Here is a 24,151-nt window from a genome sequence, read left to right as displayed (position 1 = left end):
GCTACAGCTTCCGGCGTCCGCAAATAGGGGATCAGCGCGCCTTGCACACCTTGGGAGCTGTCTTCTTCATGCCGAGCAGCCGGAAGGAGTTCTGGCCGAGTGCGATACCGCGGAATGCTTCGTCCCCGAGGGACGGGCTGATGCGGCTGGTGACCTCAAGTTCCTCTTCGTACACCGTGTAGTCCTTGTTCGCGGACGCCACGAAGTCGGTCCCCGGGATGGCCCTGTTGGGGTATCGGTCGAGGAATGCGGCGTACTTCTGCCGCGCTCCAGGCTTACTGAAATATTGGTCCCCCAGAACCCGCCAACTGATGTCCAGGGTGAGCCGGGGGTATGCGTCCGGAAGCCTTTCCATGATCCCGATGTGCTGATCGGGATCCATCGTGGCGAGCTCCTTCGGCAGACCCATGTGCGCCCAGACAATCTTGTTCTGGGGAAATTGGAGGAGTGTCTCCTCCATCAGGTGGAGGTACTTCGTGGGCTGCGCATCGCTCCCGAGATCCGCGTGGATGGTGATCGGCATCCCACGGTCCCGCAGCACCTTCATGAAGGGCGCCCAGTTCCTGATGTTCTCACTCGTCGCAGGCTTGTACTGATGGGGAAACAGCGCCTGCTTGACAAGGTTGACCTCCCCCGCCCACCGGAACACCCCCGGGAACTCCTGGTCGAGGAGGGCAATTCCACTCGGAATGGTTCTGGGTGATTCAGGTCCATGAACGTCATGGAGGGCGTCAACTCAGGAGTGAAAGGCTTCGCCCCCACGTAGGTGGCCGCGTTGACGAAGTCGTTCTTCGTGCTCGGCACGACAGGAGTGCCGGGGCAGTCCAGATAGTACGTACATCCCGAGTCCGCGGGCAGGGTCTGGCCGATGCCGTACATACTCGCGTAACGGACACCGCTCTTGCCCAGGTAACCGTTGAGTTCCTCGAACGGAATGACATACGTCGGCGCCCGGAGCCGTACGCGGCCGGGCGTCGGCGTACCGCTCGGACCGCTGCCGAATGAGGGCCTGCCGCCGCCGACGGGCGTCACAGAACGACGCTACGGATACGCCGGCACCGAACGGCCCAGAGAACCCCAACAGTCCATGCTCACAAGGACGTTAAGGTCGATCTGCCGGGACGCCGAGCAACCCGGCCCGGACGGGCAGTGTGCCGACCGGCCGGGTCAGTGCGCCGACCGGCCGGGTCAGTGCGCGGTGTCTAGCCTTGTGCGGGCTTGTGCGGCAGGCAGGTCACCCCGATGCCGGTACCCGGGGAGACAGTGACGCCGAGCAGGCCGAGGAGACCGGCAACCGCGGGGTCGTCGGAGTTTTTCAGGGACTCGCAGTCCTGGTTCGCCGGCTTCTCCTTGGTAGCGGGTGCACAGTCAACAGCCACCACGCCGTTGAGGTCCGGGCCCGAGCAGTGCAGTTCCACCGCGGGCTCGGCCGCGGAAGCCGGGAAAGCACCAGGGGACAGCACGACGGCCGTCGCGATTACGGCGGGCGTCACGAATCGGCGGAAATTTTTGATCATGCCGACTTCAACGAGGATCGCCCGCCCCGGACACGGAACTGCGCTCCCGTAAGCGGGCGTGACACCAGCCTCGACGGTCACTGAACGCCCGCTTACGGAAGCGCAGTTCGACATCTCCACCCCGCCCCCCATCTCACATGGGGGTGCCGCATATGCATGCTGCGGCTCACATTTCACTCGTTCGTGTACGCGGTCCGTGCTCGGGGGCACTCTGCCGGCCTCTTCCGCCAAGGATCAACGAGCGACAGGCGCCATACAGGGGCGTGCGCCGTGTTCTTGGTATGCCCGGCCGCACGCACTGTCCGAAACAACAGAATCGACTCATTGTGCACTTAACTCCGCATGAGCAGGAACGCTTGCTGATCCATGTGGCGGCCGACGTGGCGCGCAGGCGCCGCGACAGCGGGCTGCTGCTCAACTATCCAGAAGTGATGGCCCTGTTGACTGTGTACGTCTTTGAGCAGGCGCGGGCCGGCAAGACGGTCAGCGACATCATGGACTCGGGTCGGCAGTTGTTCAGCCGTGACGAGGTGATGGACGGCGTCCCGGAGATGATCAAGAACGTGCAGGTGGAAGCCACGTTCCCGGACGGCACCAAGCTGGTCACCATCCACGATCCCTTCCCGGAGGCCGCAGAGGAGCCCGAGGTGTACCCGGGCAGGATCGAACACCCTCAGCCGCCGCGGGAGCCCGACTGTCCGGTCGATTGCGCCGGCAACGGCAAAGACTCGTCGTCGTGCTGTGACCAGTGCCAGGGCGCGGCGTCCTGGCACGAGGCGATCACGTTCAACGCAGACCTGCAGGAAGAGGCCGTCGAGCTGCCGGACGGTGGCGGGATCAGTGGGGGCAGGACAAGGATCAAGGTGCGGAACATGTCCGACCGCCCCATCCAGATCGGTTCCCACTACCACTTCCCCGACGTCAACCCGGGGCTGAAGGTCCTCAAGGTCGAAGTACCTTCCGGTCCGGAACTGAAGCCGCCACAGGAGCTCAAGGACTGCGAGGCGGCACAGATGCGCCGGCTCAACATCGCCGCCGGCACGTCCGTGCGCTTCGAGCCGGGCGACGTGTGCTGTGTCGAACTGGTGGAGATCCAGGGGGACCGACAGATCGAGGGACTGCGCGGGGTGACGCACCGATGAGCAACAACTCAAGCGCCTCGTCGAGCGGCGGGTCAGCGAACTCGCGGGAGAACCCGACGCCGAGCAACCGACTGAAGCGGGCCGATTACACCGCCCTGTACGGGCCCACCACCAAGGACCGCGTCCGCTTGGCCGACACCGCACTGACGATCGAGATCGAGGCCGACTGGAGCGGCGGGCCGCAGCACAGCGGCAACGAGATGATCTTCGGTGGCGGAAAGGTCATCCGTGAGTCGATGGGCATGTCGCACATCGCGAGGGACAAGGCCCCTGAGGGCCGCGAGCCGGTGGACACGGTCATCACGGGTGCGCTGATCCTCGACTGGTGGGGGGTGGTGAAGACCGACGTCGGTATCCGCGACGGCAGGATCGCCGCGATCGGCAAGGCGTACAACCCCGAAACGATGGATCCGATCCTTGAGTTCGAGATGCCGAAACGCCGTGCCCCGGACAGTCAGGACGGGCAGGGGCAAGGAGGGGTCCAGGACCGGGGGCTGCCGGAACCATCGAACTTCGTGGTGGGCCCGAGTACCGAGGTCATCTCCGGCAACGGGCGGATCCTCACCGCGGGCGGCGTGGACACGCACGTCCATTTCATCTGTCCGGAGCAGATCCACGAGGCTCTTGCCTCGGGCGTGACCACGCTCATCGGTGGCGGCACCGGTCCCGCCGAGGGCAGCACGGCCACCACGGTGACCCCGGGTGCGTGGCACATCACCCGGGTTTTCGAAAGCCTGGACGAGTACCCGGTCAACATCGGCCTGCTGGGCAAGGGCAGCACGGTGAACGAGGATGCTCTCCTGGAACAGGTCGACGCCGGGGTCATCGGGTTCAAGGTCCACGAGGACTGGGGCGCCACTCCCGCGGTGATCGACACGGCACTGGACGTGTGTGAGGCCCGCGGGGTGCAGCTGGCCCTGCACGCCGACTCCCTGAACGAATCCGGCTTCCTGGAGAGCACCCGAAGCGCCTTCTCGAAGAACGGGAAGAAGCGCTCGGTTCACATCTTCCATGTCGAGGGCGCCGGCGGTGGCCACGCACCGGACATGATCGAGCTGGTCAAGGAGGACAACGTCCTGCCCGCTTCGACCAACCCGACCCGCCCCCTGACGGTGAACACCGTGAAGGAGCACATCGACATGATGGTGGTCTGCCACCACCTCAACCCGGATATTCCGGCGGACATGGCCTTCGCCGACTCCCGCATCCGGCCGTCCACCATGGCCGCGGAGGACCTTCTCCACGACATGGGAGCCATCTCGATGATGTCTTCCGATGCCCAGGCGATGGGACGAATCGGGGAAATGATCATGCGCACCTGGCAGACCGCGCACGTCATGAAGTCCCGCTACGGCCCTCTGCCGGAGGACCTTGAGAGCGCGAAGGTCCGCCCGATCGCCAACGACACGGATCACTCGTACAACCCGGACCGGCTGGTCCCGAACGACAACTACCGGGCACGCCGCTACGTTGCCAAGTACACAATCAACCCGGCGATCACGCACGGCATCGACGGGTATGTCGGTTCCGTGGAGATCGGCAAGTTTGCCGACCTGGTGCTGTGGGAGCCGAAGTTCTTCGGCGTCAAGATGCACATGGTCCTCAAGGGCGGGCAGCTCGCGTACGCGCAGGTGGGCGACGCCAACGCCTCGATCACGACGCCGCAGCCCTACCTGCCCCGGCAGGTCTGGGGGGCCACCGGCCGTGCCACCCGAAGCAACTCGGTCAACTTCGTGGCCGACAAGGAAGTGGCCGACCGCCTCAACTCCGGCGGAGGCTCGGCCGCCGACGGGCCGTACCCGAAGGGACTCGGCCTCGACAAGAAGTTCGTGGAGATCACCAGCACCCGGGGCGTCACCAAGGCCGACATGAAGCTGAACGACACGGTGCCGGAGAGCCTTGAGGTCGACCACAACAGCTTCGAGGTCACCATCGGCGGAGCGACCACGGGGGACGCCCGGACGGAACTCAACGGGGCGACCGTGCCACGCGCCTATGTCACTGAAGTGCCCATGGCACAACGGTACTTCCTCTTCTGACTGGGCCGGGCCCGCCCTGCCGAACGCCGTCACTGCCGCTGTGTCCGGGTCGGGGTACCCCGACCCGGACACAGCACACACCATCCGACCCTGCGAAAGGCAGCCGCTCGCCATGAGCCGAGCCGCACTGCTCCTGCTGGCCGACGGCCGCTTCCCCGCCGGCGGGTACGCCCACTCCGGCGGCGTCGAATCCGCGATCGCCCACACAGCCGTACACGACATCGACAGCCTCGAAGCCTTCTGCCGCGGGCGCCTGCACACCACCGGCCTGACTACAGCCGGACTCGCTGCCGCGGCCGCCGCCGGATGCGACCCGCTGCGGCTGGACGGCGCCGCCGACGCACGCACCCCCGTCCCCGCGCTGCGCGCCGTGGCCCGCAGACTCGGACGGCAGATGATGCGGGCGGCGCGCGCCACCTTCCCGTCCGCCGAACTCGACCGCCTGGCCGCCGAGCTCCCCCAGGGCGCCCACCAGTGCGTCGTCCAGGGCCTCGCCGCCCGGTCGGCCGGGCTCACCCCGGTGGAAACCGCCCTTGCCACGGCGTACGAGAGCGTCGGCGGTCCGGCCACCGCGGCGGTGCGCCTGCTCAGCCTCAATCCACTCGACGCCTCGCGGCTGCTGGTGCACCTCAGTGCGGAGATCGACACCGTCGCCGCTGCCGCCGCCGACGCAGGGGCCCGTGCGACGACCGAGGGCCTTGACGCCCTGCCGTCGGCGTCCGCCCCACTGCTGGACATCACCGCGGAGCAGCACGCCGCCTGGACCGTGCGGCTCTTCGCCTCCTGACCCCGTCCCTCCCCGTTGGAGTTTTCATGCACCTCGATCACCCCGTGACCGTGCCCCACCACCACACCCACAGTGCCGGGCCGCTGCGCGCGGACGGCAGCCCCCGCGCCTTCCGCGTCGGCCTGGGCGGTCCCGTCGGCTCCGGCAAGACCGCCAGTGTCGCCGCGCTCTGCCACGCCCTGCGCGACAAGCTCTCCCTGGCCGTCGTCACCAACGACATCTACACCCGCGAGGACGCCGAGTTCCTCCTGCGCGAGGCTGTGCTGCCGCCGGAACGGATCACCGCGGTGGAGACCGGAGCCTGTCCGCACACCGCGATCCGCGACGACATCTCCGCCAACCTGGAGGCCGTCGAGCACTTCGATGAGAGCCTGCACCCCCTCGACCTCGTGCTCGTCGAGTCCGGCGGCGACAATCTCACCGCCACCTTTTCCAAGGGCCTCGTCGACGTGCAGATCTTCATCATCGATGTCTCCAGCGGTGACGACATCCCCCGCAAGGGAGGTCCCGGCATCACCAACGCCGACCTCCTCGTCGTCAACAAGACCGACCTCGCCCCGTACGTCGGCGCCGATCTCGCCACCATGGCCGCCGACGCCGAGCGGCAACGCGGCGACCTTCCCGTCATCTTCACCAGCCTCACCTCCGACAACGGCATTCGCGAGATCGCCGACTGGGTCACCGGCCACCTCGCCCGGTGGCGTACGGAGGCGGCAGCATGAGCACCGCTGCCCATCTCGCCACCCGCAGGGATTCGCCCGGACCCGCCGGCCCCGTGTCCGGCATCGGTGAACCCTCCGGGCACCCGGACGGTGTGCGTGCCGCCGCCCGGATCCGCGCGACGTACAACGGACGCGTCACCACGCTCCCGCAACTGCGCAGCGACGGCCCGTTCCATCTACGCCGTATGCGGGTCGGCGGCAGGGGCGCGACGGTGGGAATCATCGGTGCGATGAGCGCCCCGCTCGGCGGCGACCGGCTCGCCATCGACATCACCGCCGAAGACCGGGCCGAACTGGAAGTCACCACGGCCGCCGCCACGCTCGCACTGCGCGGCCCCACCACCGCCCCGGCCACCTACGACGTACGACTGACCGCCGGGGAGCACGCCCGCCTGCGTTGGCTGCCACAACCGCTGATCAGCGCCGCCGGCAGCAACCTGCGGCAGACCTGCACCGTGAACCTCGCCGCCACCTCACGACTGCTGCTGCGGGAGGAACAACTCCTGGGCAGGGCCGACGAGGAGCCGGGCCGCCTCGTCAGCCGCATCCGGGTCCACCACGCGGGCCGCCCGCTGCTCGACCAGCGCACCGCGTACGGGGACCCGGAGCCCGGATGGGACAGTCCCGCGGTCCTGGACGGACACCGCGCTGTCGGCCAACTCCTGCTGGTGGATCCGGCGCTGGACGTCAGCCGCGGCCCCGTCCTGCTCCGCGACGGGACCAGGAACGGGGCTGCCGTCCTCGCACCTCTGGCCGGCGGCCCGGCACTCCTCGCCACCGCCGTCGCACCGAACTCCTCGGCTCTGCGGGAACTGCTCGACGAAGCGCTCGGACACGCCCTCGGAAGGTAGGGCGCCGAGCACACCGCCCCTCGGAGAGCGCGGACCACACCGCCGTTCGGCCCGAGGGGCGATCGCGTTCGAGCCCCCGTCGACGGGGCGGAGCCGACGTCGGGTCTGGCGGATCGACGGTCGGCACCTGCCGTGTCGATTCAGGTCGGCACGACGAGGAACTCGGGTCCGTAGGTCTGCGTGCCGTCGCTGTCCGGCAGCGGCTTCTGCATGAGTGAACGCGCGGGGGAAGCGAGCTGGTACATCTTGCCGACCGACGCACCCAGCTCGCTGGCGGACCCGGTCTCCCACGCCTTGTCGAGGTGTCCGAGCATGGTGGTGTAGGTCTGGTTGAACGTCGTGAGCAGTGCGGCCACGTCCGGGGCGGGGTCCGGCCACGAGGCGGTCGTGAGCCGGCCCATGGGGTAGGCGTCGGGGAACGCGACGGGGGCGCCGTCGAACTTCCAGTCGGTACCCGTCCACCGCAGCTTGTGACCGTGGTAGAGCTCGCCGAAGCGGTAGTAGTGGGCCGGGGCGTCCCCGCTGCTCGGTGAATCCGCTGTGCCTTCGCCCTGCTCCTTGATCAGGGCGATGCTCTCCTCGATGACGCCGAGGCCGGTCATCGGCACGAGCTTGTTCGCCGCACCGACGTTGCTGGTCAACTGCCTGGCGGGATCGATGGTGGGGTTGACATCCTTGAAGGCGTCGAGGAGGGCGTCGTAGAACGCTCCGATCGTCGGCACACCCTCGTCGGTGAAGGCCAGGGGGTGTTCCGGCATCTCGATCTCCATGAACACCTCCTTCACGTAGTTCTTCGTGAGGCCGGACAGGTACACGCTCAGCTGGGGCCGTACCCCGCCCGGGAGATGACCGGGGTAGGAGATCTTCGTCGCGGCCTCGACGATGCGCGGTGTACCGCCGATCGCGGTGAGCATGTTGGAGACCAGTCCCATGTGGAACATCTCGTCGACCGCGATATGGGAAATGAGCCGAGCGGCTTCGGACGACGACGACTTGACCGACCAGTAGCCGCACAAGTACGGCGGGAGCGTCGACAGTTCCAGTGCGACGGCCGCCTGCAAACCGTCCTTGAGCCACTGCAGGTCCCGTTCCGGAGTGGGGGTCGTCATGAGCCGGACGATCTCGGACGTTTCGGCGACTGCGCTGGTCATATCGGGTTCCCTGCGTTGCGTTGTCGGGCCGATCCTGCCGTAGCGGCATCGGCCAAGGAGCAAGCCGCTCCCGTGGCGACAATGGCGCACGGGCGCAGGCGGACCGGCCGGGTCCGCACCAATCAACCGGAATGAGTGAACACCGAGCCGGGGCCCGTCCGACGCGCGGTACATCGCCTAAGGTGCCGACCGGTTCGCCACCGAGCCTGCTGGAAGCTCGCCACGGGCGACAAGGCCCTCGTCGAGAGTTCCTGGCGAGCGCGGACTCACACTCGCCCGCAGCAAGGACCCCCGCGAACGGCACCGGTGGCGCAGGCAGCGCAGGTGGCTCAGGTGGCTCTGTCTGCTGACCGTCAGGTAACACGTCGTCCAGGGCCGGGGCCGACACCGGTGGGTTGTTCGGTGTTGTCACCCCATGCCTGGTTCAGGCATGTGTGAGGCGCCGCTCCCCCGGTCGGTGTCTGCCTCATGAGACACACGAAGGTACGCCCACGCCAAAAAAACTCGGTGGCGTTCGGCGGCAGAGAGACTGCCGCGTAACGCCACCGAGGTGTGGACGGTGGTCAGACGCCGCTCTGGACCGGACCGATGAGGGTGCCGGTGGCCACGGTGAACCCGCCCTCGGCGAAAGAGGTACCGGGGATCTGCCCGCCCGGAGCCTGGAGCGTGAATGACGCCTCGTCCGCGGGGGTAACGCGGCCGGTGTTCGGAACCTGAATGTCGAAGTGGACCGGGTGCCCCGGGCCGAAGGTCACCGCGGTCTTCTGGCTGCCGTAGCGCCCGGCAGTGACCCCGCTGTCCGAGCCGTGGTCCGAGAACCGCACGTCCGTGGGCGAACCGGCCAGCTCGCACGGCTCGTACCCGCGCGGCGCGGTCAGGGTGACCCGGTAATGACGGTGCCCCGCGCTGCTGGGCGCATCGATGATCTTCGCGGTGTGGTTGGCCGGACGGCAGGCGGAGGGGGCAACGCTCCTGCCCGTTGTCGGTGAAGCCTGCGCGAATCCCGCACCAGCGGCGCCCGCCAGCACAGTGGCGGCGAGGGTGACAGCAATCTTCCGGTTGGTACGCATCATGAACACTCCTTGCCTTGCTCAATGGCCCTTCGGGCGTTCACCTTCAGAACCATGGTCAGCACGATTCCTGCCCGTCCTCCCTCGCGAGGAATGTTTCAGGACGGCCACAGACGAGTCACCAGTACGTGGGTGTCGGTACGGGTGCGTTCGAGCTGCCCTGGGCGCACAGGGCGGCCGAACCATCGAATGAGCCGGGCGAGTGGACTTGACGATGGCTCTGTACGCGGGCAGGTGGAAGCGGGGAAAGAGAGTGGGCCCCCACCACGACCCATGGAGCCCCTGATGAAACGCACTGCCACAGCGGCCATCTGTGCCGCCGCAGTCCTGCTCGCCACCGTCCTGACCGGCTGCTCCGACAGCACCGGCAACTCCGCCGAGGAAGGCCACGGCCCCGCCGTCTCCAGCCCCACTCCCACGAAGGTCGAGCAGGCCACCGTCGCCACGAAGTCCGCGGGCAAACTCGGCACCATCCTCGTCGACGAAAAGGGCCGCACCCTCTACCTCTTTCTCGCCGACAAGGAGAAGAACAAGTCGACCTGCACCGGCGACTGCGCGAAAGCCTGGCCACCGCTGCTCAGCAAGGGCGCCGCCAAGGCCGGCAAGGGCGTGGACAAGAAGCTGCTCGACATCACCAAACGCTCCGGTGGCGCCGAACAGGTCACCTACAACGGCCACCCCCTCTACTACTACGCCGGTGACTCCAAGCCCGGCCAGACCAACGGACAGGACCTCAACCAGTTCGGTGCCGCGTGGTACGTCCTGAACGCCAAAGGCAAGAAGGTCGGGAGCTGAGCCGGGAGAGCGGCGCGAGCGCCCAGCGCGGCGGAGTCGGCGGCAACGGCCGGGCGGTCCGCGCCGTGCTCGCCGTCCTGGTGCCCATCGCGGTCGGCGTCGGAATCTATGTCTTCGGCACGCAGCACACCCCTGACTACACCAGCGGACTCTACGGGCAGCACGGCACCGCCGCGGTGGACCTCAAGGCCAGGCTCGGCAGCGCACTGCTCTGCCTCGCTCTCATCCAGCTCGGCCTCGCCCTGTGGATGTACGGTCGTGTGCCCGGCACCCGGTCGGCGCCCAGGTCCGTACGGTCGGTGCACCGTACGCTCGGATTCCTCACCTTCCTCTTCTCCCTGCCGATCGCGTACCACTGCCTCATGGCCTACGGGATCGAGACGACGACCCCGCGGGTCGCGATCCACTCCTTCGCCGGGTGCGCCCTCTACGGTGCGTTCGTGGCCAAGGTGATCGTCGTACGCAGCCGACGCCTGCCCGGCTGGCTGCTCCCGGCGATGGGCTCGCTCCTCGTGCTCGGCGTGGCTCTCCTCTGGTACACCGCAGCCCTCTGGAACCTCAACGGTGACTCGGTCCCGGGCTTTTCCTCGACCTGAGCGCCCGCCCGGGAGAAGACCGGCTTTTCCGCTGCGGCCGGTTCGGACCGCGACAGCGTTCTCCCATACATGCGGTTCACCGGGCGGTAGTGGTGGCCGAGTACTTTGCCGTTCAAGGTGTTGGTGCTGCCCGACCGCCGACGGAGCCGACGGTGCGGGCGTCAGGTCAGGATCGGGATGAGTCCCAGGCCGCTGGGGACGGTCACCTGGATCATAGTGGCGCCGGAGATGTTCGCCAGGGAGCTTGGTCTTGCCCTGCGGCGCTTGAGAAGCAGCATTCCGCCCGTCACACCGTAGGCCACCGTGGCCAGCGCCGACGGACCGCCCATTGCCGCGCCGACACCGATGCTCTTGAGCCTCCTCGGTGGCGCCTGTGGTGACCGCGACCAGGGTCACCACGGACTCGGGCAGTGCCGTCCCGAACGCGGCCAGGATCGTGCCGACCGCCATCTTCGCGATATGGAGGCGCCGGCCCAACCACTCCACCGCGTTGACGAACCACTCGCACGAGAGATGGATCGCCACCGCGCACACGACGAGCAGAACGAAATGGATCACACTGATCGCCCGGCTTTCCCGCAGCGCGGGTTGCTGAGCGGTACGCGGCAGGAGTCCCGTCGTACGACATCGGCCCCGCGATGTACGTACATCGTCGACGAAGAGTCGAAGTTCTGGCCCACCCGGCAAATTCTGCACGGGCCCGGTCACCGGGAGCCGCAAGGGCTCCAGCATGTCAACGACCGGTTTGCGGGGCTATTCCCGTACGCCTGGGGATGCGCTGGGAGAGAGCCGTCGCGGATGGCCTTCCCGCGGGTGTCTCCCACACCTTCGGGATCTTCGGCGCGCGGGTCAGTGTGGCCCGGGGGCTATGAGTCCTTCCAGTTCGAGGTCGGCGACCGGGTGAGCCTGCGGCTCATCAGGTCGATCATCACGAGGCGGATCATGGCTTCGGAGCGGTGCGGATGGGATCAGCGGAAGCGGCCCACGTGTTCGCGCAGGAACGCGTCCAGGGTGCGGGGCTCCCGGCCCAGGACGCGGGCTACCGTGTCGGTGGGTGACTCCGGGTGGGACACGGCCAGTCGCTGGACATCCACCACGTGCTCGGCGAGCCACGGGGGCATGTGCGCGTGATGGACGAGGCTTTCCCTCAGTTCGTGCGGGGCCAGGTCCACGTAGCGCACCGGACGGCCGAGCAGGCGGGTCAGGGTTTCGGCGAGTCCGCCGTAGCCGACCGCCTCGCTCCCGGTGAGCACGTAGGTACCGCCCGCGAGCTCGGCGCGCGTCAGCGCCGCGGCGGCGACGTCACCGATGTCGCGGCAGTCGACCCAGTTGCACGGGGCGTCCCGCATCGCGCCCAGGACGACCCCCTGCGCGGCCACGGCCGGAGCCAGGAGCAGCAGGTTCTGCATGAACGCGTAGGGGCGGAGCACGGTGTGGGTGAGGCCGGACGCGCGCAGGTGTTCCTCGACGGCGTGGTGGCCGCGGGAGATGGCGACGGGAGAGTCCGCTTCGGCGGACGGATCGGAGATCTTGACGATGTGCTCGATACCGCTGTCGGCGGCCGTGTCGATGACACGCGTTTCGAGCTCGACCTGCGCCGGGCTGTTGGCCATGGCGAGGAAGAGTTGTCGGGCGCCCTTGAACGCCGCGCGCAGCGAGGCGTTGTCCGAAGCGTCGGCGGGCACGACCTCGACCACGTCGCCGACCGCGTCGCCGAGGTGGGCCCGGAGCCGGTCAGGGTCGCGGGTCAGCGCCCTGCTCGGCACGCCCGTCGCGGCGAGGCTGCGCAGCAACGCGCCGCCGGTGGTTCCGGACGCTCCCATGATGACGATCATCGTGTGCCTTTCGGTCTTCCCCGGGGCAATCGCGGGGGGGGTGTCTGGCGATGCGTAGGCCGGCCGGTGGGTCTGCTCCCGGCATGGGCGGTGTGAGTAGTACGGGGCAGGGGCGGAACAGGGGTACGGGGAGTGCAGGCGGTGCGGGCTGCGGTGCGGCTGCGGCTGTCGTGGCTGTGCTCGCTGGGTCCTGCGCCCAGGTGTCGGTCAAGCGGCGCCACCACGACCGAGGTGCCGACGGTGGACGCACAGGCCGCCACCGCCAACTCGGCCTGACCACCGGCGACCCCGCCGACGCTGACCATCAGGGCGGGGCGCGGTAGGGGACCAGCTTCCCGATTATAATTAAGCAGCTAACTATTGGGGCACAAAAGGGCAACCTCCCGCACCGGCGGGCGCCGCAGCGCGCGATTCGGGCCGGGCCGACCTTTCGGATCGCTACGCAAGGGACACGCAACCGGGCGCACGGCCGGGCGAACTACTCCGCGGTCAGGGCGCCGATTCCACGAACGACCCGCGAGAGCAGATCCAGAAACACCGCACGCTCGTCGACAGTGAGCTCGCCCACCATTTCCTGAAGGCGAGCGAAATGCTCGGGCGCCATGTCGCGCAACCGCTGCGCACCACGAGCGGTCAGGACCACCACAGCGCCCCGCCCGTCCTCGGCAGACGGACGCCGAGCGACCAGCCCCTCCCGCTCCAGACCGTCGACCAGGCCGGTAACCGTGGCCCGCGAGACGCCGAGATCGGCGGCCAGACGCGAGGGGGACTTCTCCCCGTCGTGATCCTCCAGATCCGCGAGCAGCCGGTATCGCCCGGTCGACAACCCATACCTCGCGAAGTGCACCTCCGTCGCCCGACCGAGCCGCGCCCCCGCCGAGATCAGCCGCACCGCGACGAGCACCGCCTGCGGGTCGACCCCGAGACCGTAGTGCTCCAACTGCCGCCGAGCCTGATCCAGCGTGGGTGACTCATGGTTGGTCTCGTCCGTTGCCATGCAAGTAATATGGCAGCTAACTACACCCTCGGTCAAACCCAATGCCCGGCCCACCGCCACCCGGACACCGTTGGCCGACCCCGCCCCGCAGGCAGCGTCAGAATCGTTCCGCCTCTCCGCGCCCTGCCTCGCGCGGTCAAGCACCCCCGAGGATCGTCCCGGCCCTACGCTCCCGAAGCTGCCGCAGAACGACAGGCAGCGCCGTGTAACGGGAGCCAGTGGTGATCGCGGAGCCTGCGCATGACGAACAGCAACTGCCCGCCGCTACCGGGGCTCCGGGTATGGAGCCTCTCCTCATCCTGTGGAGGAAAGGAGGTCCTCGGGGTATCCATGGGTGGGGCGGCGTGGCGAGGGCGCTGAGTTCGGCGGGCAGGGCGGCCCGGGCGGTATTGAGGTCGTGGGCGAGCTCGGTGATCATGCCGTTGACAGCGTCAGCGGCTTCCTGCCGGGTACGCCTGATGCTTTGCTCGATGATGAGGACGGCGTTGGCGGGATACCCGGTCCCGGCTTCGCGGTTGGCCGAATAGAGATCGTTGACAAGGCCGGAGTGCAGACTTGCCGCGCGCCGCAGGGCCCGCATCGCGGGGCTGGCCAGTGAGGCCGCCGGAAGCAGGGGGTGCAGGTCGAGGGCGGCGAGGTCATGGAGCCAAGGCATCCCCACCGAGTATTCGCGCCTCCGGAGGTACAAGGGAAGGTCGAGCGGGAGCCCGGAGGAGGCCAGGACAGCGTCCTCATGGTAGGTCCACAGCCACTTCTTCAGATTGGCCGCGAGCCCCGCGCCCCACGGGCCGGGGAACCGGGGGCAGGTCTCGTTCCACAGGTCGGCGGAGGCGTTGAGGACAGGGCTGCGGAACGCGGGGGCGTTGCGTCGAGCACGTCGCACAATGCACTGATGACCTTGGCGCATGTGTCGGGCCGGGAGCCGATGGCCCCTTCGTCGAGCTGGTCTTCGAGGCGGAAGACCGTGGCGAGCCACCGGGTTTCCAGGATCAGATCCTGGAAACCGGCATGCGACCAGGTGTAGGCCGCCGCACCGTCAGGGTCGGTGCGGCGCATCCGCTCGCGCGCCCCGTCGGTGGGTGTGAGTCCGGCGGTTTCGATCCACCCGGCCACGATGTCCGCGACCCAGGGGACGTGCGGGTTCACCGCGTTCGGGAAGGGCGCACACATGTCCGGCGCCTGAAAGCCGGTGGCCTGCGTCGTGTCGCTGGGCGCGAGGTTCTCCGCGACGGACGCCCGGAACTGCGAGGCGATCCGGGCTGCGGGGATCCCCAGCCCGACAGGACCTCGCAGAAACGCGGGGCGAGGAGCTCGGTCCACGGATGGCGATGCGTGAAGCGCAGGTTGCGTCCACGGTGGTGATGAGGTCGGGAACGACGGATCAGGAAGCAGGCGGCCTCTGTGCAGCGGCTGACCGACTGCATGCTGCTCCGCTGAGTGGTCCAGCATTCCCGACACCGGCCGCACCTCCGCCCCGTACACCCCGTACACCCCGTACACCCCGAGGCTAGGCACCCCGTAGGTCGGGAAAAAATCTGTCCATCCGTTGGCCCCAGGACATCGCAGATCCTCGACAGGGTCGAGAAGCGGATGGCCTTGGCCCGCCCGTACTTGAGCACAGACAGGTTGACCATGGTGATGCCCACCTGCGCGGACAGTTCGGTGAGCGTCATGCCACGCTCGGCGAGAAGCCGGTCGAGGTGGATCCGGATCGCGTGGAGCTCCTCTTCAGGCATCACATGGTCCCTTCGAGGTCCTTTCGCGTGCGCACGCCCTCGCGCATGATCCTTCCCATGATCACTGCGGCGAGGCCTGCGAGGACGAGCACCTGCGACCCGGAGACCGCCGGCCCGGAATCCGCGACCGGCACCATGCTTCCGACGAGCCAGGACTGCGACCAGCCGACGACGAGGCCAGTCAGCGGCGTACCCACGGCGACGAACCAGCCGAGAACGGAGAGCCGTCGCGACACCGCCTCGGTGAACGGCCCCTGGAGCACGGTCGTCCTCAGCAGCCGGGAGAAGAGCAGCAGCGCGAGGGAACCGAACAGCAGCCAGGGCAGCGCTCCCCCGAGGTCTGCGGCGCGCTGCCCCACGGAGGGGCTGTTCTGACAGAGGTCCGTGGCACTGCTGGACGCCGCCGCGCCCTTGGTGATCGGCAGCCTGTCCGGCGCCAATGGGGCATGGCGCCAGAAGCCCGTCTGTACCCAGACCGCACCGTCGTCGAGCATGCCCGGTGTCCGGCTAGTTCCTGGGTGCTGTGGCCTCGTAGTACTTGTAGAGCGCTGTCCCCTCCTTGATGGCCGTCTGCCATGTGCCGTCCGTGACCGCATAGGCGTTCATGTCCAGGGAGGCCGCCCCACCTTCTCCCACGGCGGCCGCGATGCGTCGTACCGCGCCCTCGCGCACGTCCCCTGCGGCGAAGATGGCGTCCACCCCCGTCGTCGTGAGCGAGCCCGGTCTTCCCGAACTCGACGCCGGTCAGTTTCCTGTCTTTCCCCACGCAGCTGAAAACCTCCGTCCCTTCGTAGACCGTGATGAACTGCCAGTCCATGTATTCCCTCACCCTGTCCACATTGCCGGGGATCGTGTCCTTGCCGAATTCGCCCCGGACGAACATGGCCACCTGCAGCTTCTGCGCCGGGTCCTTCGCCTTCTCCTTCTCCTTCTCCTCGGCGAGCAGGATCGCGGCTACGGAGGCGGTGTCTCCAGCGCCCACGATCCCGATGACTCGTTCTTTCCTTGCCCTGGCGATGTCGGTCGGCAGCGTGCCGTAGTACACACCTCGGCCCAAGTACTGCTCTTCGCCTGTACATCCGAGCCGGTTGGGCTTGAGGCCCGCGGCGATCAGCACCATCCCCGCGTAGAGGTCGACGGGACCTTTGCCGTCGGTCCTCTGGATGGCGAGCTTGTACGTGGGATAGAGGGACGAGTCCTCGGTCCCGGTCTTCCTGGGATCCTCGATCTGTGTGATCGCGGTGGCCCTGCACCCCGGAAGCCACTCGACCCCGGCCGCGTTGATCTGCCCCATCCAGGTGTGCGCCAGGTCCAGGGCCTGGTCCCCGCAGGGATTCCCAGATAGTTGTTGATCGGATTGAGTGCGGTACCGGCCGCCCCGCCGACCGTCGGCCGTGCCCGGCCGGGGGAAAGAACGTGTTCGAGCTGCGTGACATCCTGCCGTGTCGCGTAGTCAAAGGGGGTATGCGCGGGGATCACGGAACAAGAGAACAGGCGGGGTCGAGTGAAATCAGCACAGGAGGATGAGTACTTGGAGTTCGTGGCGGTGAGGGCGAAGGCGTTGTACCGGTCGGCGTATGTGCTGGCGGCGGGGGACACGCATCTAGCCGAGGATCTGGTGCAGGAGACTCTCGGGCGGGTGTATGTGCACTGGAAGCGGGTGGCGGGGGCGGACAGTCCGGCGGCTTATGCCCAGACGGTTCTGGTCCGTACTTTCCTCAGTCTGCGGCGTCGGCGGAGCACCGGGGAGCGTCCCGTCGGGAGTGTGCCCGACAGTGCGGCGGCGGGCCCGGATGCGGCTTTGCGGGTCACTCTGCTGGACGCGCTCGGTCAGCTGCCGCCCCGGGACCGGGCGGTGCTGCTGCTGCGTTACTGGGAGGACCGCAGTGTCGAGGAGACCGCCGGGATGCTCAGGCTGAGCAGCGGCGCGGTCCGTTCGCAGGGCACCCGGGCACTGAACCGGGTGCGTGCGTTGCTCGGTGACAGTCTGTCGGACCTGGTTGTGCACTGAGTGCCGGTACCCACGGGTCGGACCCGTCGCAGAATTCCCGTCAATGACAGAGAAGGTGATGTCAGTATGCCGTTCGAAACAGATCTCGCACGTGCCCTGGACCGTACGACCGAGTCCCTCGAACCCGATCTCACCGCGCTCACGGGCGGAGCCGTGGAGCGTGGGCGGAGCCGCAGCCGGCGCCGGCGTAACGTGGTTGTCATGGCCGGGGTCGGGGCCTGCGCGGCGGTCGCGGCAGCCGGTCTGGTGCTTCCTGGTGTGCTTGCCGGGAGTCGCCCGGCGGAGTCCGGTATGGAGACGGTGGCGCTGGCGATGCCGCGTTCCGCGATCACCGGTACTCAGATGATCGACGCGGTGAAGAAGACGTTCCCCGGGAGCCGGTTCGGCCAGGACAATGGGCAGAGCAACGACCCCTCGGACCCGTCCGGCGGGTGGGTCGCCAACGGCGGGACGGACGTGAACGACGGGCACGGCGCCGCCGCTGTCGGTGTCTCGGCCCAGCGGCTCAGGCTGCCGCTCGGGGACGGCGAAGGGCTGAACTGCGACGGCACGGCCGGGCGTGCCGAGGCCGGCGACACCTGCGAGCTGAGCGAACTGCCCAGCAGCGCCGCGCTTCCCGGCGGAGCCCTGGTGATGTCGGAGAAGATCGCGGAAAGGCAGCCGATCGGTGCAGACCCCGTCCCCGACTCCGAGATCGCTCACCGCTGGACGACGACGGTGACCCTGAAATCGACCGGCGCCCAGCTTCAGATGGTGCAGTGGAACACCACCGGCGACTCCGGCAACGGAAGGCCGAAACCGACCCGCGACGCTCCCCCGCTCACCCAGAAGCAGGCGGTGGCCGCACTCACCGGCCCCACCTGGGCACCGATCCTCAACGCTGTCGGCTGACCCATTGCCTTGCCGAAAATGGGGGCAGAACCTCCGTGCCCTGCCGCGTCGGCAGGGCACGGAGGTTCTGGTCGGTGTGATGTCGCCCCGTCGCCGTTCGCAGTAGGAGTACACCGCGCCGCCTGGCAGGTAGGCCCACTGGCAGCAGCCAATCCGGCGGTCGGTCCGACTGGCTCCCGAGTAGCCGGGAACTCCCGGGCACCGCGGTGTCGGCCCGGTCACGGCCGCGAGCCGGTCGCGGGCAGCAGCGGTCCAGCACCTCATCCGCGACAGGTGCGACTCGCTCCCGTAGCCGGAACGCGGGCAGCAACCTCAATACGCGCAACTCCCCGGGCAACCCTCGAAGTGAGTATCGCGATCACTGGCGGCCACCGTGCAGCCCCGATTCCACGTCGTCCAGGGCCGAGAGGAGCTGGGGGGCCACATGGCTCCACGCCCACTCCCGGTCGGCAGGCGCAGCCTTGCGGGGCTCCACCTCCACCAGCATGATCAGGTAGAGGTACGCCCGGTAGAGCGCGAGACGCAGCCGTACCGAGTCGTCGAAGACGACCTCCCCACCGGCCCTCGCATAGCCGGTCAGGAACTCCTTGTCCTGTTCCATGTCGGCGAAGAGCGCCAGCGAGACGAAATCGGCCACCGGATCGCCCCAGAACATCCGCTCGCCGTCGATCAGCCCGCTCAGCCGGACGGCGCCGGGCGGCCCGGAGAGCAGCAGGTTTCCCTGCCAGAGGTCGAAGTGCACCAGCGCGGGCCGGGTCACCTCGTCCAGCACGCCGGACGCGGCGGCGAACACCTCCCGGATGGCGGTGGTGGAACGCGGAAGCCGCGCGGCGTACCGCTCCGCGTCGTCCAGCACGGCACCGGTCATCGTGGTGAACGCCTCCCGCCAGGTCGGTGTCAACGGCCCCAGCGGCTGCGCGGGGTAGCCGAATCCCGGCCCGGTCACCGCGTGCAGGCGCGCCACCAGTTGCCCCAACTCCTCCCGCAGCCGCCCCTGTTCGCCGTCCTCCAGAGAATCGGCGACCTCGTGCCAGGGACTACCGGGGCAGGCCGTCATGATCAGGTAGGGGCCGGTGTCCGCGGCGGCCCCGGTATCGCTGTGGACCACCCGAGGCACGATGCCGGCGTCATCGACCGTCACGGCGGACTCGTAAAAAGTGACCTCGCCCGTCAACAGCCCACGCTCATACGCCAGCCCTTCAGCCGAACGCGGTGGAAGCTTCAGCACCCAGTCGCTTCCCCGGTCCAGAGTGATCCGGAGAACGGTGTTGTACGTTCCACCGGTCAGCGCGGCGTACTGGGCCGACTCCCGTCCCCGCACACCGACTTCCCCCAGAATGGCGGCGGCCGCCTCAGCAGGATTCTCGTGGGACATGCTCATCTTCGCTCCTCCCCGACGGACCCGGACATGCTTCGTCGTGCTGACTCATGAAGGCCAAATGCCCCCGCGACCACCGACGGTGAGGCGCAGCTACTCACGCCGGGTCCGCTGAGCCTCGCTTGTCCTCGACATGGACGATGTGAAGTTCGGCGCCATCCCGATGGCGCTTGGAACGTCCGAACAGCCCGACAGCGACCTCTGACTGACCTTGAGGCTCATCAGGGCCGACATAGGTAAGGACGTCATTGTGGTGCCCGGTGACGACCCATCCCTCGGCGTCTTTGAGGTCGATCACCCCAAAGTCTCCTGCCGAAGATCCGGCATGCGCCGGGCCGAACTTCTTCAGGATCTCGGTGGCCTGTTCAGCAAGCTCTCCATTCGGGGCGGTCAGCACGACACAAGTGCCGTGCTCGAACAGCACCCACGACTTGCGAGGGTCGGCGAGAAGCCGCTGCCAGACATCTATCAGTATCTCGGTATCCACGGCGGCCATCCTGCCGCACACCACCGACACAGGGTGACGATCGACCGGTGCCCATGGCGAGCACACGACATCTTCCGGTGGCGTGTGCGGGCCGGGTGGTCTGCCACCGCGCCGGCGCGTGTCCGGCCGGCGGACCTCGTACGGCCCGACGCCCGGCTACGTCGGCGCGATCACCTGTTCTCAGCCGTGTCCGCCGCGCGGAGCGCATGGCTGGCGGGTGCGTTGTGTTGTACGCGACCACCACCGACAGTGGAAAGGACCATGGGATCCGGGAGAGGCGAACGATGGCGTACGTGTACTTCGACAGCAGCGCGTTGCCACCCGAGGACAGGTTCGACTGGTGGTGCGAGACTGTCAACCGCGGCGTGGCGCCCACCCGGAATGCCAGTAGTCACGCGGCCGAATTCACGGGCAGCTTTGCCTCTTTGACGATGGGACCGGTGCAAACCAGCACCCTGGCTTTTCCTCCCATACGGTCACAACGGACTACGGAGCTGATCCGCCAGTCGGATCCGGAGACATACGAGTTGACCCTGGTTCTCAGCGGCCAGATGTGGGTGTCCCAGGCGCGCGAGGATGTCCGGGCAACCGTCGGCGAGTTCCTCATGTGGAGCTCCTCACTCCCCTACGTCGGCCGAGCCGTCAGCGGCAGTCCGATGGACGCCCCGCGCGCCGTCATCGTGCACCTCCCGCGAGCGCTCCTCCCGCTGCCACACGCCAAGATCGATCACCTGCTCGTCCGGAATCTCCCGGCCGCCGACGGCATGGGCGTTGTCCTGGCCCGCCACCTGTGCAGCATCATGGACCAGGGCCCCACACTCACCGAGCAGGACTGCAGAGCGCTCGGGCCCGCAACCCTGGACCTGGCCACCGCCTTCCTCGCGCGTCGGCTCGGCCTGCTCGACCGGGTACAGCCGGAGTCCCGCACCCGAGTGCTGCTGGCGCGTATCGACCACTTCATCGACGCCAACCTCACGGATCAGACGCTGTCTCCCTCGGACATTGCCGCACACCACCACATATCCGTCCGCACACTCCACGCCCTGTTCCGGCAGCGGGAGCGGACCGTCTCCGCGACGATCCGCCATCGGCGGTTGGAGGGCGCGCGAGCCGCGCTCAGCAATCCGCGCCTACGTACGCTGCCGATCCGCGCCATCGCCGCACAATGGGGCTTCACCGACGCGACCTTGTTCAGCCGCACCTTCCGCGTGGCTTACGGGATCACGCCCCAGGATCACCGCCACGGAGTGGCACTCCCTGCCGATGGCCGACCGTCTGCATCCTGAAATGCCGACTGCGGTTCAGCGTCAGCAACTGCGCCATTCGATCGAGGCATAGCCGAGAAGGGGGTTGTTGGTCGTCGTGGCCACCCGGAAATCGATCTGCGCGCCCTTGGGTCCAACCTGCGGGCCGTCGACCGCCTCGTTGGTCCACCGGTCCCAGAATCGGGTGAAGGGACACCGCCCGTCCGCGCTGTCGTCCCGCACCCAGCCCGTGGCCACATTCCCACAGATGTATCCCTCCGTGGCGCCTTCGGCCCTCTCTCGATAGAAGTGCGTGCAGTCAGCGGAAGGAGCCGCAGACCGCACTGCCACCTCGGATTGCGCGGAGGCACCTGCGGGAGTTGCCAGGAAACCGGAGAGCGCCAGAACGCCCCCTGCGATGCCGGCGAAAGTCTTGCGCATAGCCAAAGCTCCTTTGGTGAGTACGAGTGGCCGGAGTGCGATCGCCTCATGCACGCCGACGAGTGGCCTTGCGGCAGGTCGAGGGGAGGAGGTCGTCATCCACTCCGGCACCTCTGGATTCTGTCCTTCACGCGTGCGGGCCGTCATGGGCAACCAGCGCGAGAACCCTGGACTTTGCGCGCAAGTGCACTGCAGGACGGCCGTTGAGCGCTTCGGCGAGGGCTCGGCCAGACAGGACCCGCGCAGGCAACCACCAGTTTCGAGGAGTACGTCGTCCAGTCTGTCAGCCGTCGCCATCCGGGGCGGTCTTCTCGCCCGTGGGAGCAGCAGGCGGTCGGCCGTTGCCGCTGGTGCATCCGTGGCCGAATCACGGCGGTCCGGCATCGCGGCCGAGTGGGCGCCGGTGCAACCACTGTTGCCCCGGACCTCGTCGGGGCGGTCTCGGCTGGACGACCGGACGGTCCTCAACGGGATGGTGCGGTGGTTCCGGACCGCGGTCGCGCGGCGGGATGCACCTGAACGCTACGAATCGCGGGTGAGTCTCCACCAGCGGCTGGTGTCGGTCGACTCCAGTACCGTGCCGGCCGTCCGCCGGTGTCCGTTCTGACGGCGGGTACAGAAACGACCGCACCCAGTTCATCGCGAGTTCCGCAGGCGCGGGCGCACGGCCGTGCCGGGCCCCCGACATCCACTGCCGCGCGGATGCCGTACCCGCGCGGCACACGCCGTCCTCTACCCGAGCGCGAGCATCGCCTCGGCGACCTCCCGTGCCGCCGCATCGGGGATCGCGGTGGCGGCCTCTTCGAGGACGAGCAGCCGCGCCCCAGGGATCTCGCGCGCGATCGCCTCGCCATTGCCGACCGGGAAGAACCGGTCGCGGCGGCCGTGAACGACGAGCGTGGGCACCTCGACCTCGGGCAGGCGCTCGCGCCAGCGGGGTTTGCAGTCGAGCTTGGAGAACACCATGCCCATCTGGTTGGCCATCTGGACCGGGGGTACGGTGCCGGGCGTGCGGTCCCAGATGCGCTCGGCGATCGCGCGCGCGGCGACGGGGTCGTCGCCGAGGATCTCCGCACCGGCGGCAGCGAACTCCCCCACCGCCTCGCGGTCGGTCCAGTCGGGCATCGGATGCGCGAACAGCCGGCCCATCGTCGCCTGGTCATGGTCGGGGAGGTCGTCGTCGGGCGGGCCGGGCGCGACCGCGCGGGTGCCGGCCAGGGTGAGCGCCGAGAACGCGCCCGGATGGTCGAGCACGGCCACCTGGGCGACCATTCCACCGACGCCGATCCCCGCGAGGTGCGCGGGCCCTCCGCCGAGCGTGTCGACAAGAGCCGCCGCGTCGGCGGCGAGGTCGCGCAGGTCGTAGGCGGGCGCCTCCGGGTCCGCCGTCGTCGACTCGCCGCTGTCGCGCAGGTCGTAGCGCACCACGCGGCGCCCGCCCGCGGCGAGGCGCTCGCAGAGCGCGTCGGGCCAGGAGAGCATCGTCGTCCCGCCCGCGAGCAGGACGAGTGGTGCGGCGTCGTCACCGAAGGACTCGATGCCCAGGACGACCTCATGGGCGTTGACAGTGGTCATCGGATCACCGTATCCGCCAGGAGCACACGACTCCCGAAGCGGCGCGTCGGACGTACGGTGAACGGTCGCCCCCGGAGTGCTCAGAGGCGCATATGGTGCACGCCGTTCACCGGCATCTATGGCCCCAACGGCATGGACGCGACATTCTTCGCGAACGGCGCCGGTGTCCCCTCGCGACCCGGCCGATCAGGCCGATCAGGCCCTCGGACACCTCATGCCAGCAGGCAGGGTCTACGCAGTCACCCGCGGTCGGCACAAGACCGTTGGTCTTCACACACCGATGATCAACGGTGGCCGGGGCCTTCCCGCAGCCGGTGCCCAGGCAAGATCGTGCTGGATGGCTGGAGCACCAGGTCACGCTGATACCAGGTGCCCGGCTTACCGCCGATGTGGGCGGGGTCGACGCGGCCGACGGGGACGAACCCGGCGTTGGTCAGCACCTTTTGGGACGCGACATTCTGGCAGGCCGTGGCCGCTCGCAAGGTGCGCAGCCCGTGCTGGGCCGCCGCCAGTCGGCACACGTCCCGGACGGTCGCGGTCGCCACGCCGCGGCCGGCCACGTGCTGCGCGACCCGGTAGCCGAGCTCCGCGGCGCGGTCCTCGATGTCGACCAGGTTGAACCTGCCGAGGACCGAGCTGTCCTCGGCAACGAGCACGTAGAAGGCGCAGATGCCCGTCTCCTGCTCAGCCAGCAAGGCGTTGTACCTGTCGGTGAACTGGGCGAAGAAGTCGTCGCCGCGGTCGGAGACCGAGGCAGCGAAGTAGGCGCGATTCGACAACTCGAAGGCCAAGACCGCCGGGGCATGGCTGACATGCAGCCGCTTCAGCTCGGGCATGGCCCAACCATAGCCAGGTGGTTCGCCGAGGCCACCTGGTTTCCGGCGGC

24 protein-coding genes and 4 pseudogenes are annotated in these 24,151 nt (G+C 68.3%); 11 read left to right on the top strand and 17 right to left on the bottom strand.

Going from position 1 to position 24,151, the window contains the following annotated elements; translation table 11 throughout:
• Nucleotides 1-31: 31 nt before the first annotated feature.
• Nucleotides 32-649, bottom strand: coding sequence for an amidohydrolase family protein (locus tag A6A29_RS20310; RefSeq protein ID WP_073721628.1), 618 nt, complete (start codon nucleotides 647-649; stop codon nucleotides 32-34).
• A 553-nt stretch (nucleotides 650-1,202) separates the two neighbouring features.
• On the bottom strand, nucleotides 1,203-1,598 hold the full coding sequence (locus A6A29_RS20305) for a hydrophobin family protein (RefSeq protein WP_206745370.1): 396 nt from the start codon (nucleotides 1,596-1,598) through the stop codon (nucleotides 1,203-1,205).
• Nucleotides 1,599-1,843: 245 nt separating this feature from the next.
• Here A6A29_RS20305 and A6A29_RS46705 point away from each other — a divergent pair.
• From A6A29_RS46705 to A6A29_RS20275, 6 genes and pseudogenes are all read left to right on the top strand, one after another.
• Nucleotides 1,844-2,137: pseudogene (locus tag A6A29_RS46705) on the top strand (urease subunit gamma); the annotation flags it as partial.
• A gap of 27 nt (nucleotides 2,138-2,164) precedes the next feature.
• Nucleotides 2,165-2,659 (top strand): urease subunit beta, encoded by a 495-nt coding sequence (locus A6A29_RS47570; protein ID WP_274535819.1) that lies wholly within the window; start codon nucleotides 2,165-2,167, stop codon nucleotides 2,657-2,659.
• A complete protein-coding gene (locus A6A29_RS20290; RefSeq protein WP_079182888.1) occupies nucleotides 2,656-4,698 on the top strand; it encodes an urease subunit alpha in 2,043 nt (680 codons plus the stop codon). Before A6A29_RS47570 ends, A6A29_RS20290 begins: the two co-directional genes overlap by 4 nt.
• Before the next feature lie 112 nt (nucleotides 4,699-4,810).
• Entirely contained in the window at nucleotides 4,811-5,485 is a 675-nt protein-coding gene (locus A6A29_RS20285; protein WP_073721624.1) for an urease accessory protein UreF, read from the top strand.
• Nucleotides 5,486-5,511: 26 nt separating this feature from the next.
• Complete coding sequence (gene ureG / locus A6A29_RS20280; RefSeq protein WP_073721622.1) at nucleotides 5,512-6,207, top strand: urease accessory protein UreG; 696 nt, start codon at nucleotides 5,512-5,514, stop codon at nucleotides 6,205-6,207.
• A complete protein-coding gene (locus A6A29_RS20275; protein ID WP_107468256.1) occupies nucleotides 6,204-7,058 on the top strand; it encodes an urease accessory protein UreD in 855 nt (284 codons plus the stop codon). The genes ureG and A6A29_RS20275 overlap by 4 nt, the downstream gene beginning before the upstream one ends.
• A 140-nt stretch (nucleotides 7,059-7,198) precedes the next feature.
• On the opposite strand, the gene A6A29_RS20270 is transcribed toward A6A29_RS20275, so the two are convergent.
• Nucleotides 7,199-8,209, bottom strand: coding sequence for a ferritin-like domain-containing protein (locus tag A6A29_RS20270; RefSeq protein ID WP_241838565.1), 1,011 nt, complete (start codon nucleotides 8,207-8,209; stop codon nucleotides 7,199-7,201).
• A 563-nt stretch (nucleotides 8,210-8,772) separates the two neighbouring features.
• On the bottom strand, nucleotides 8,773-9,282 hold the full coding sequence (locus tag A6A29_RS20265) for a DUF4232 domain-containing protein (RefSeq protein WP_073721621.1): 510 nt from the start codon (nucleotides 9,280-9,282) through the stop codon (nucleotides 8,773-8,775).
• 282 nt (nucleotides 9,283-9,564) lie between these two features.
• Here A6A29_RS20265 and A6A29_RS20260 point away from each other — a divergent pair, with 282 nt between their 5' ends.
• Nucleotides 9,565-10,074, top strand: a complete 510-nt coding sequence (locus A6A29_RS20260) for a COG4315 family predicted lipoprotein (RefSeq protein WP_073721807.1) — start codon at nucleotides 9,565-9,567, stop codon at nucleotides 10,072-10,074.
• Between the two features lie 65 nt (nucleotides 10,075-10,139).
• The gene (locus A6A29_RS20255; RefSeq protein WP_073721620.1) at nucleotides 10,140-10,670 is read left to right on the top strand and encodes a DUF6529 family protein; all 531 of its coding nucleotides are present in this window, start codon (nucleotides 10,140-10,142) and stop codon (nucleotides 10,668-10,670) included.
• Between the two features lie 426 nt (nucleotides 10,671-11,096).
• On the opposite strand, the pseudogene A6A29_RS46695 reads toward A6A29_RS20255, so the two are convergent.
• The 8 genes and pseudogenes from A6A29_RS46695 to A6A29_RS44110 all read right to left on the bottom strand — a co-directional run.
• A pseudogene (locus A6A29_RS46695) lies at nucleotides 11,097-11,402 on the bottom strand (hypothetical protein); the annotation flags it as partial.
• 134 nt (nucleotides 11,403-11,536) lie between these two features.
• Nucleotides 11,537-11,638, bottom strand: a pseudogene (locus A6A29_RS47850) (IS5 family transposase); the annotation flags it as partial.
• Nucleotides 11,639-12,493 carry an NmrA family NAD(P)-binding protein gene (locus A6A29_RS20240; protein ID WP_338012886.1) on the bottom strand — a complete coding sequence of 285 codons (855 nt, stop codon included), beginning with the start codon at nucleotides 12,491-12,493 and terminating at the stop codon, nucleotides 11,639-11,641.
• A gap of 490 nt (nucleotides 12,494-12,983) precedes the next feature.
• Nucleotides 12,984-13,502, bottom strand: a complete 519-nt coding sequence (locus A6A29_RS20235; RefSeq protein WP_073721618.1) for a MarR family winged helix-turn-helix transcriptional regulator — start codon at nucleotides 13,500-13,502, stop codon at nucleotides 12,984-12,986.
• Nucleotides 13,503-13,638: 136 nt separating this feature from the next.
• Nucleotides 13,639-14,385: a terpene synthase family protein gene (locus A6A29_RS20230; protein ID WP_143197014.1), complete on the bottom strand. Its 747-nt coding sequence runs from the start codon at nucleotides 14,383-14,385 to the stop codon at nucleotides 13,639-13,641.
• Between the two features lie 643 nt (nucleotides 14,386-15,028).
• Nucleotides 15,029-15,238, bottom strand: a pseudogene (locus A6A29_RS48085) (helix-turn-helix domain-containing protein); the annotation flags it as partial.
• A complete protein-coding gene (locus A6A29_RS20220) occupies nucleotides 15,238-15,732 on the bottom strand; it encodes a DUF2975 domain-containing protein (protein WP_241838564.1) in 495 nt (164 codons plus the stop codon). The pseudogene A6A29_RS48085 and the gene A6A29_RS20220, both read right to left, overlap by 1 nt.
• 13 nt (nucleotides 15,733-15,745) lie before the next feature.
• Nucleotides 15,746-15,937: a hypothetical protein gene (locus A6A29_RS44110; protein WP_107468254.1), complete on the bottom strand. Its 192-nt coding sequence runs from the start codon at nucleotides 15,935-15,937 to the stop codon at nucleotides 15,746-15,748.
• An 805-nt stretch (nucleotides 15,938-16,742) separates the two neighbouring features.
• Here A6A29_RS44110 and A6A29_RS20210 point away from each other — a divergent pair.
• Nucleotides 16,743-17,249 carry a SigE family RNA polymerase sigma factor gene (locus A6A29_RS20210; protein ID WP_073721615.1) on the top strand — a complete coding sequence of 169 codons (507 nt, stop codon included), beginning with the start codon at nucleotides 16,743-16,745 and terminating at the stop codon, nucleotides 17,247-17,249.
• A 66-nt stretch (nucleotides 17,250-17,315) separates the two neighbouring features.
• Nucleotides 17,316-18,140: a hypothetical protein gene (locus tag A6A29_RS20205; protein ID WP_073721614.1), complete on the top strand. Its 825-nt coding sequence runs from the start codon at nucleotides 17,316-17,318 to the stop codon at nucleotides 18,138-18,140.
• Between the two features lie 358 nt (nucleotides 18,141-18,498).
• Here A6A29_RS20205 and A6A29_RS20200 read toward each other — a convergent pair whose 3' ends face one another.
• A complete protein-coding gene (locus A6A29_RS20200) occupies nucleotides 18,499-19,515 on the bottom strand; it encodes a phosphotransferase family protein (RefSeq protein ID WP_073721805.1) in 1,017 nt (338 codons plus the stop codon).
• A gap of 100 nt (nucleotides 19,516-19,615) precedes the next feature.
• Nucleotides 19,616-20,014 (bottom strand): hypothetical protein, encoded by a 399-nt coding sequence (locus tag A6A29_RS20195; RefSeq protein WP_073721803.1) that lies wholly within the window; start codon nucleotides 20,012-20,014, stop codon nucleotides 19,616-19,618.
• A 275-nt stretch (nucleotides 20,015-20,289) separates the two neighbouring features.
• On the opposite strand from A6A29_RS20195, the gene A6A29_RS47560 reads away from it, so the two are divergent.
• Entirely contained in the window at nucleotides 20,290-21,291 is a 1,002-nt protein-coding gene (locus A6A29_RS47560) for a helix-turn-helix domain-containing protein (RefSeq protein WP_073721802.1), read from the top strand.
• Nucleotides 21,292-21,312: 21 nt separating this feature from the next.
• Here the strand turns inward: A6A29_RS47560 and A6A29_RS44830 are convergent, their stop codons facing one another.
• From A6A29_RS44830 to A6A29_RS20170, 3 genes are all read right to left on the bottom strand, one after another.
• Nucleotides 21,313-21,690: a hypothetical protein gene (locus A6A29_RS44830; protein ID WP_143197013.1), complete on the bottom strand. Its 378-nt coding sequence runs from the start codon at nucleotides 21,688-21,690 to the stop codon at nucleotides 21,313-21,315.
• Between the two features lie 732 nt (nucleotides 21,691-22,422).
• Nucleotides 22,423-23,265, bottom strand: coding sequence for an alpha/beta fold hydrolase (locus A6A29_RS20175; RefSeq protein WP_073721611.1), 843 nt, complete (start codon nucleotides 23,263-23,265; stop codon nucleotides 22,423-22,425).
• 284 nt (nucleotides 23,266-23,549) lie between these two features.
• Nucleotides 23,550-24,101: a GNAT family N-acetyltransferase gene (locus tag A6A29_RS20170; RefSeq protein WP_073721610.1), complete on the bottom strand. Its 552-nt coding sequence runs from the start codon at nucleotides 24,099-24,101 to the stop codon at nucleotides 23,550-23,552.
• Nucleotides 24,102-24,151: the final 50 nt, after the last annotated feature.

Origin of the sequence: Streptomyces sp. TSRI0281, from assembly GCF_001905125.1 — a bacterium.
Lineage (GTDB): Bacteria > Actinomycetota > Actinomycetes > Streptomycetales > Streptomycetaceae > Streptomyces.
The sequence above is the reverse complement of the archived record's forward strand: the minus strand, read 5'-3'. Positions and strand labels throughout refer to the sequence as shown.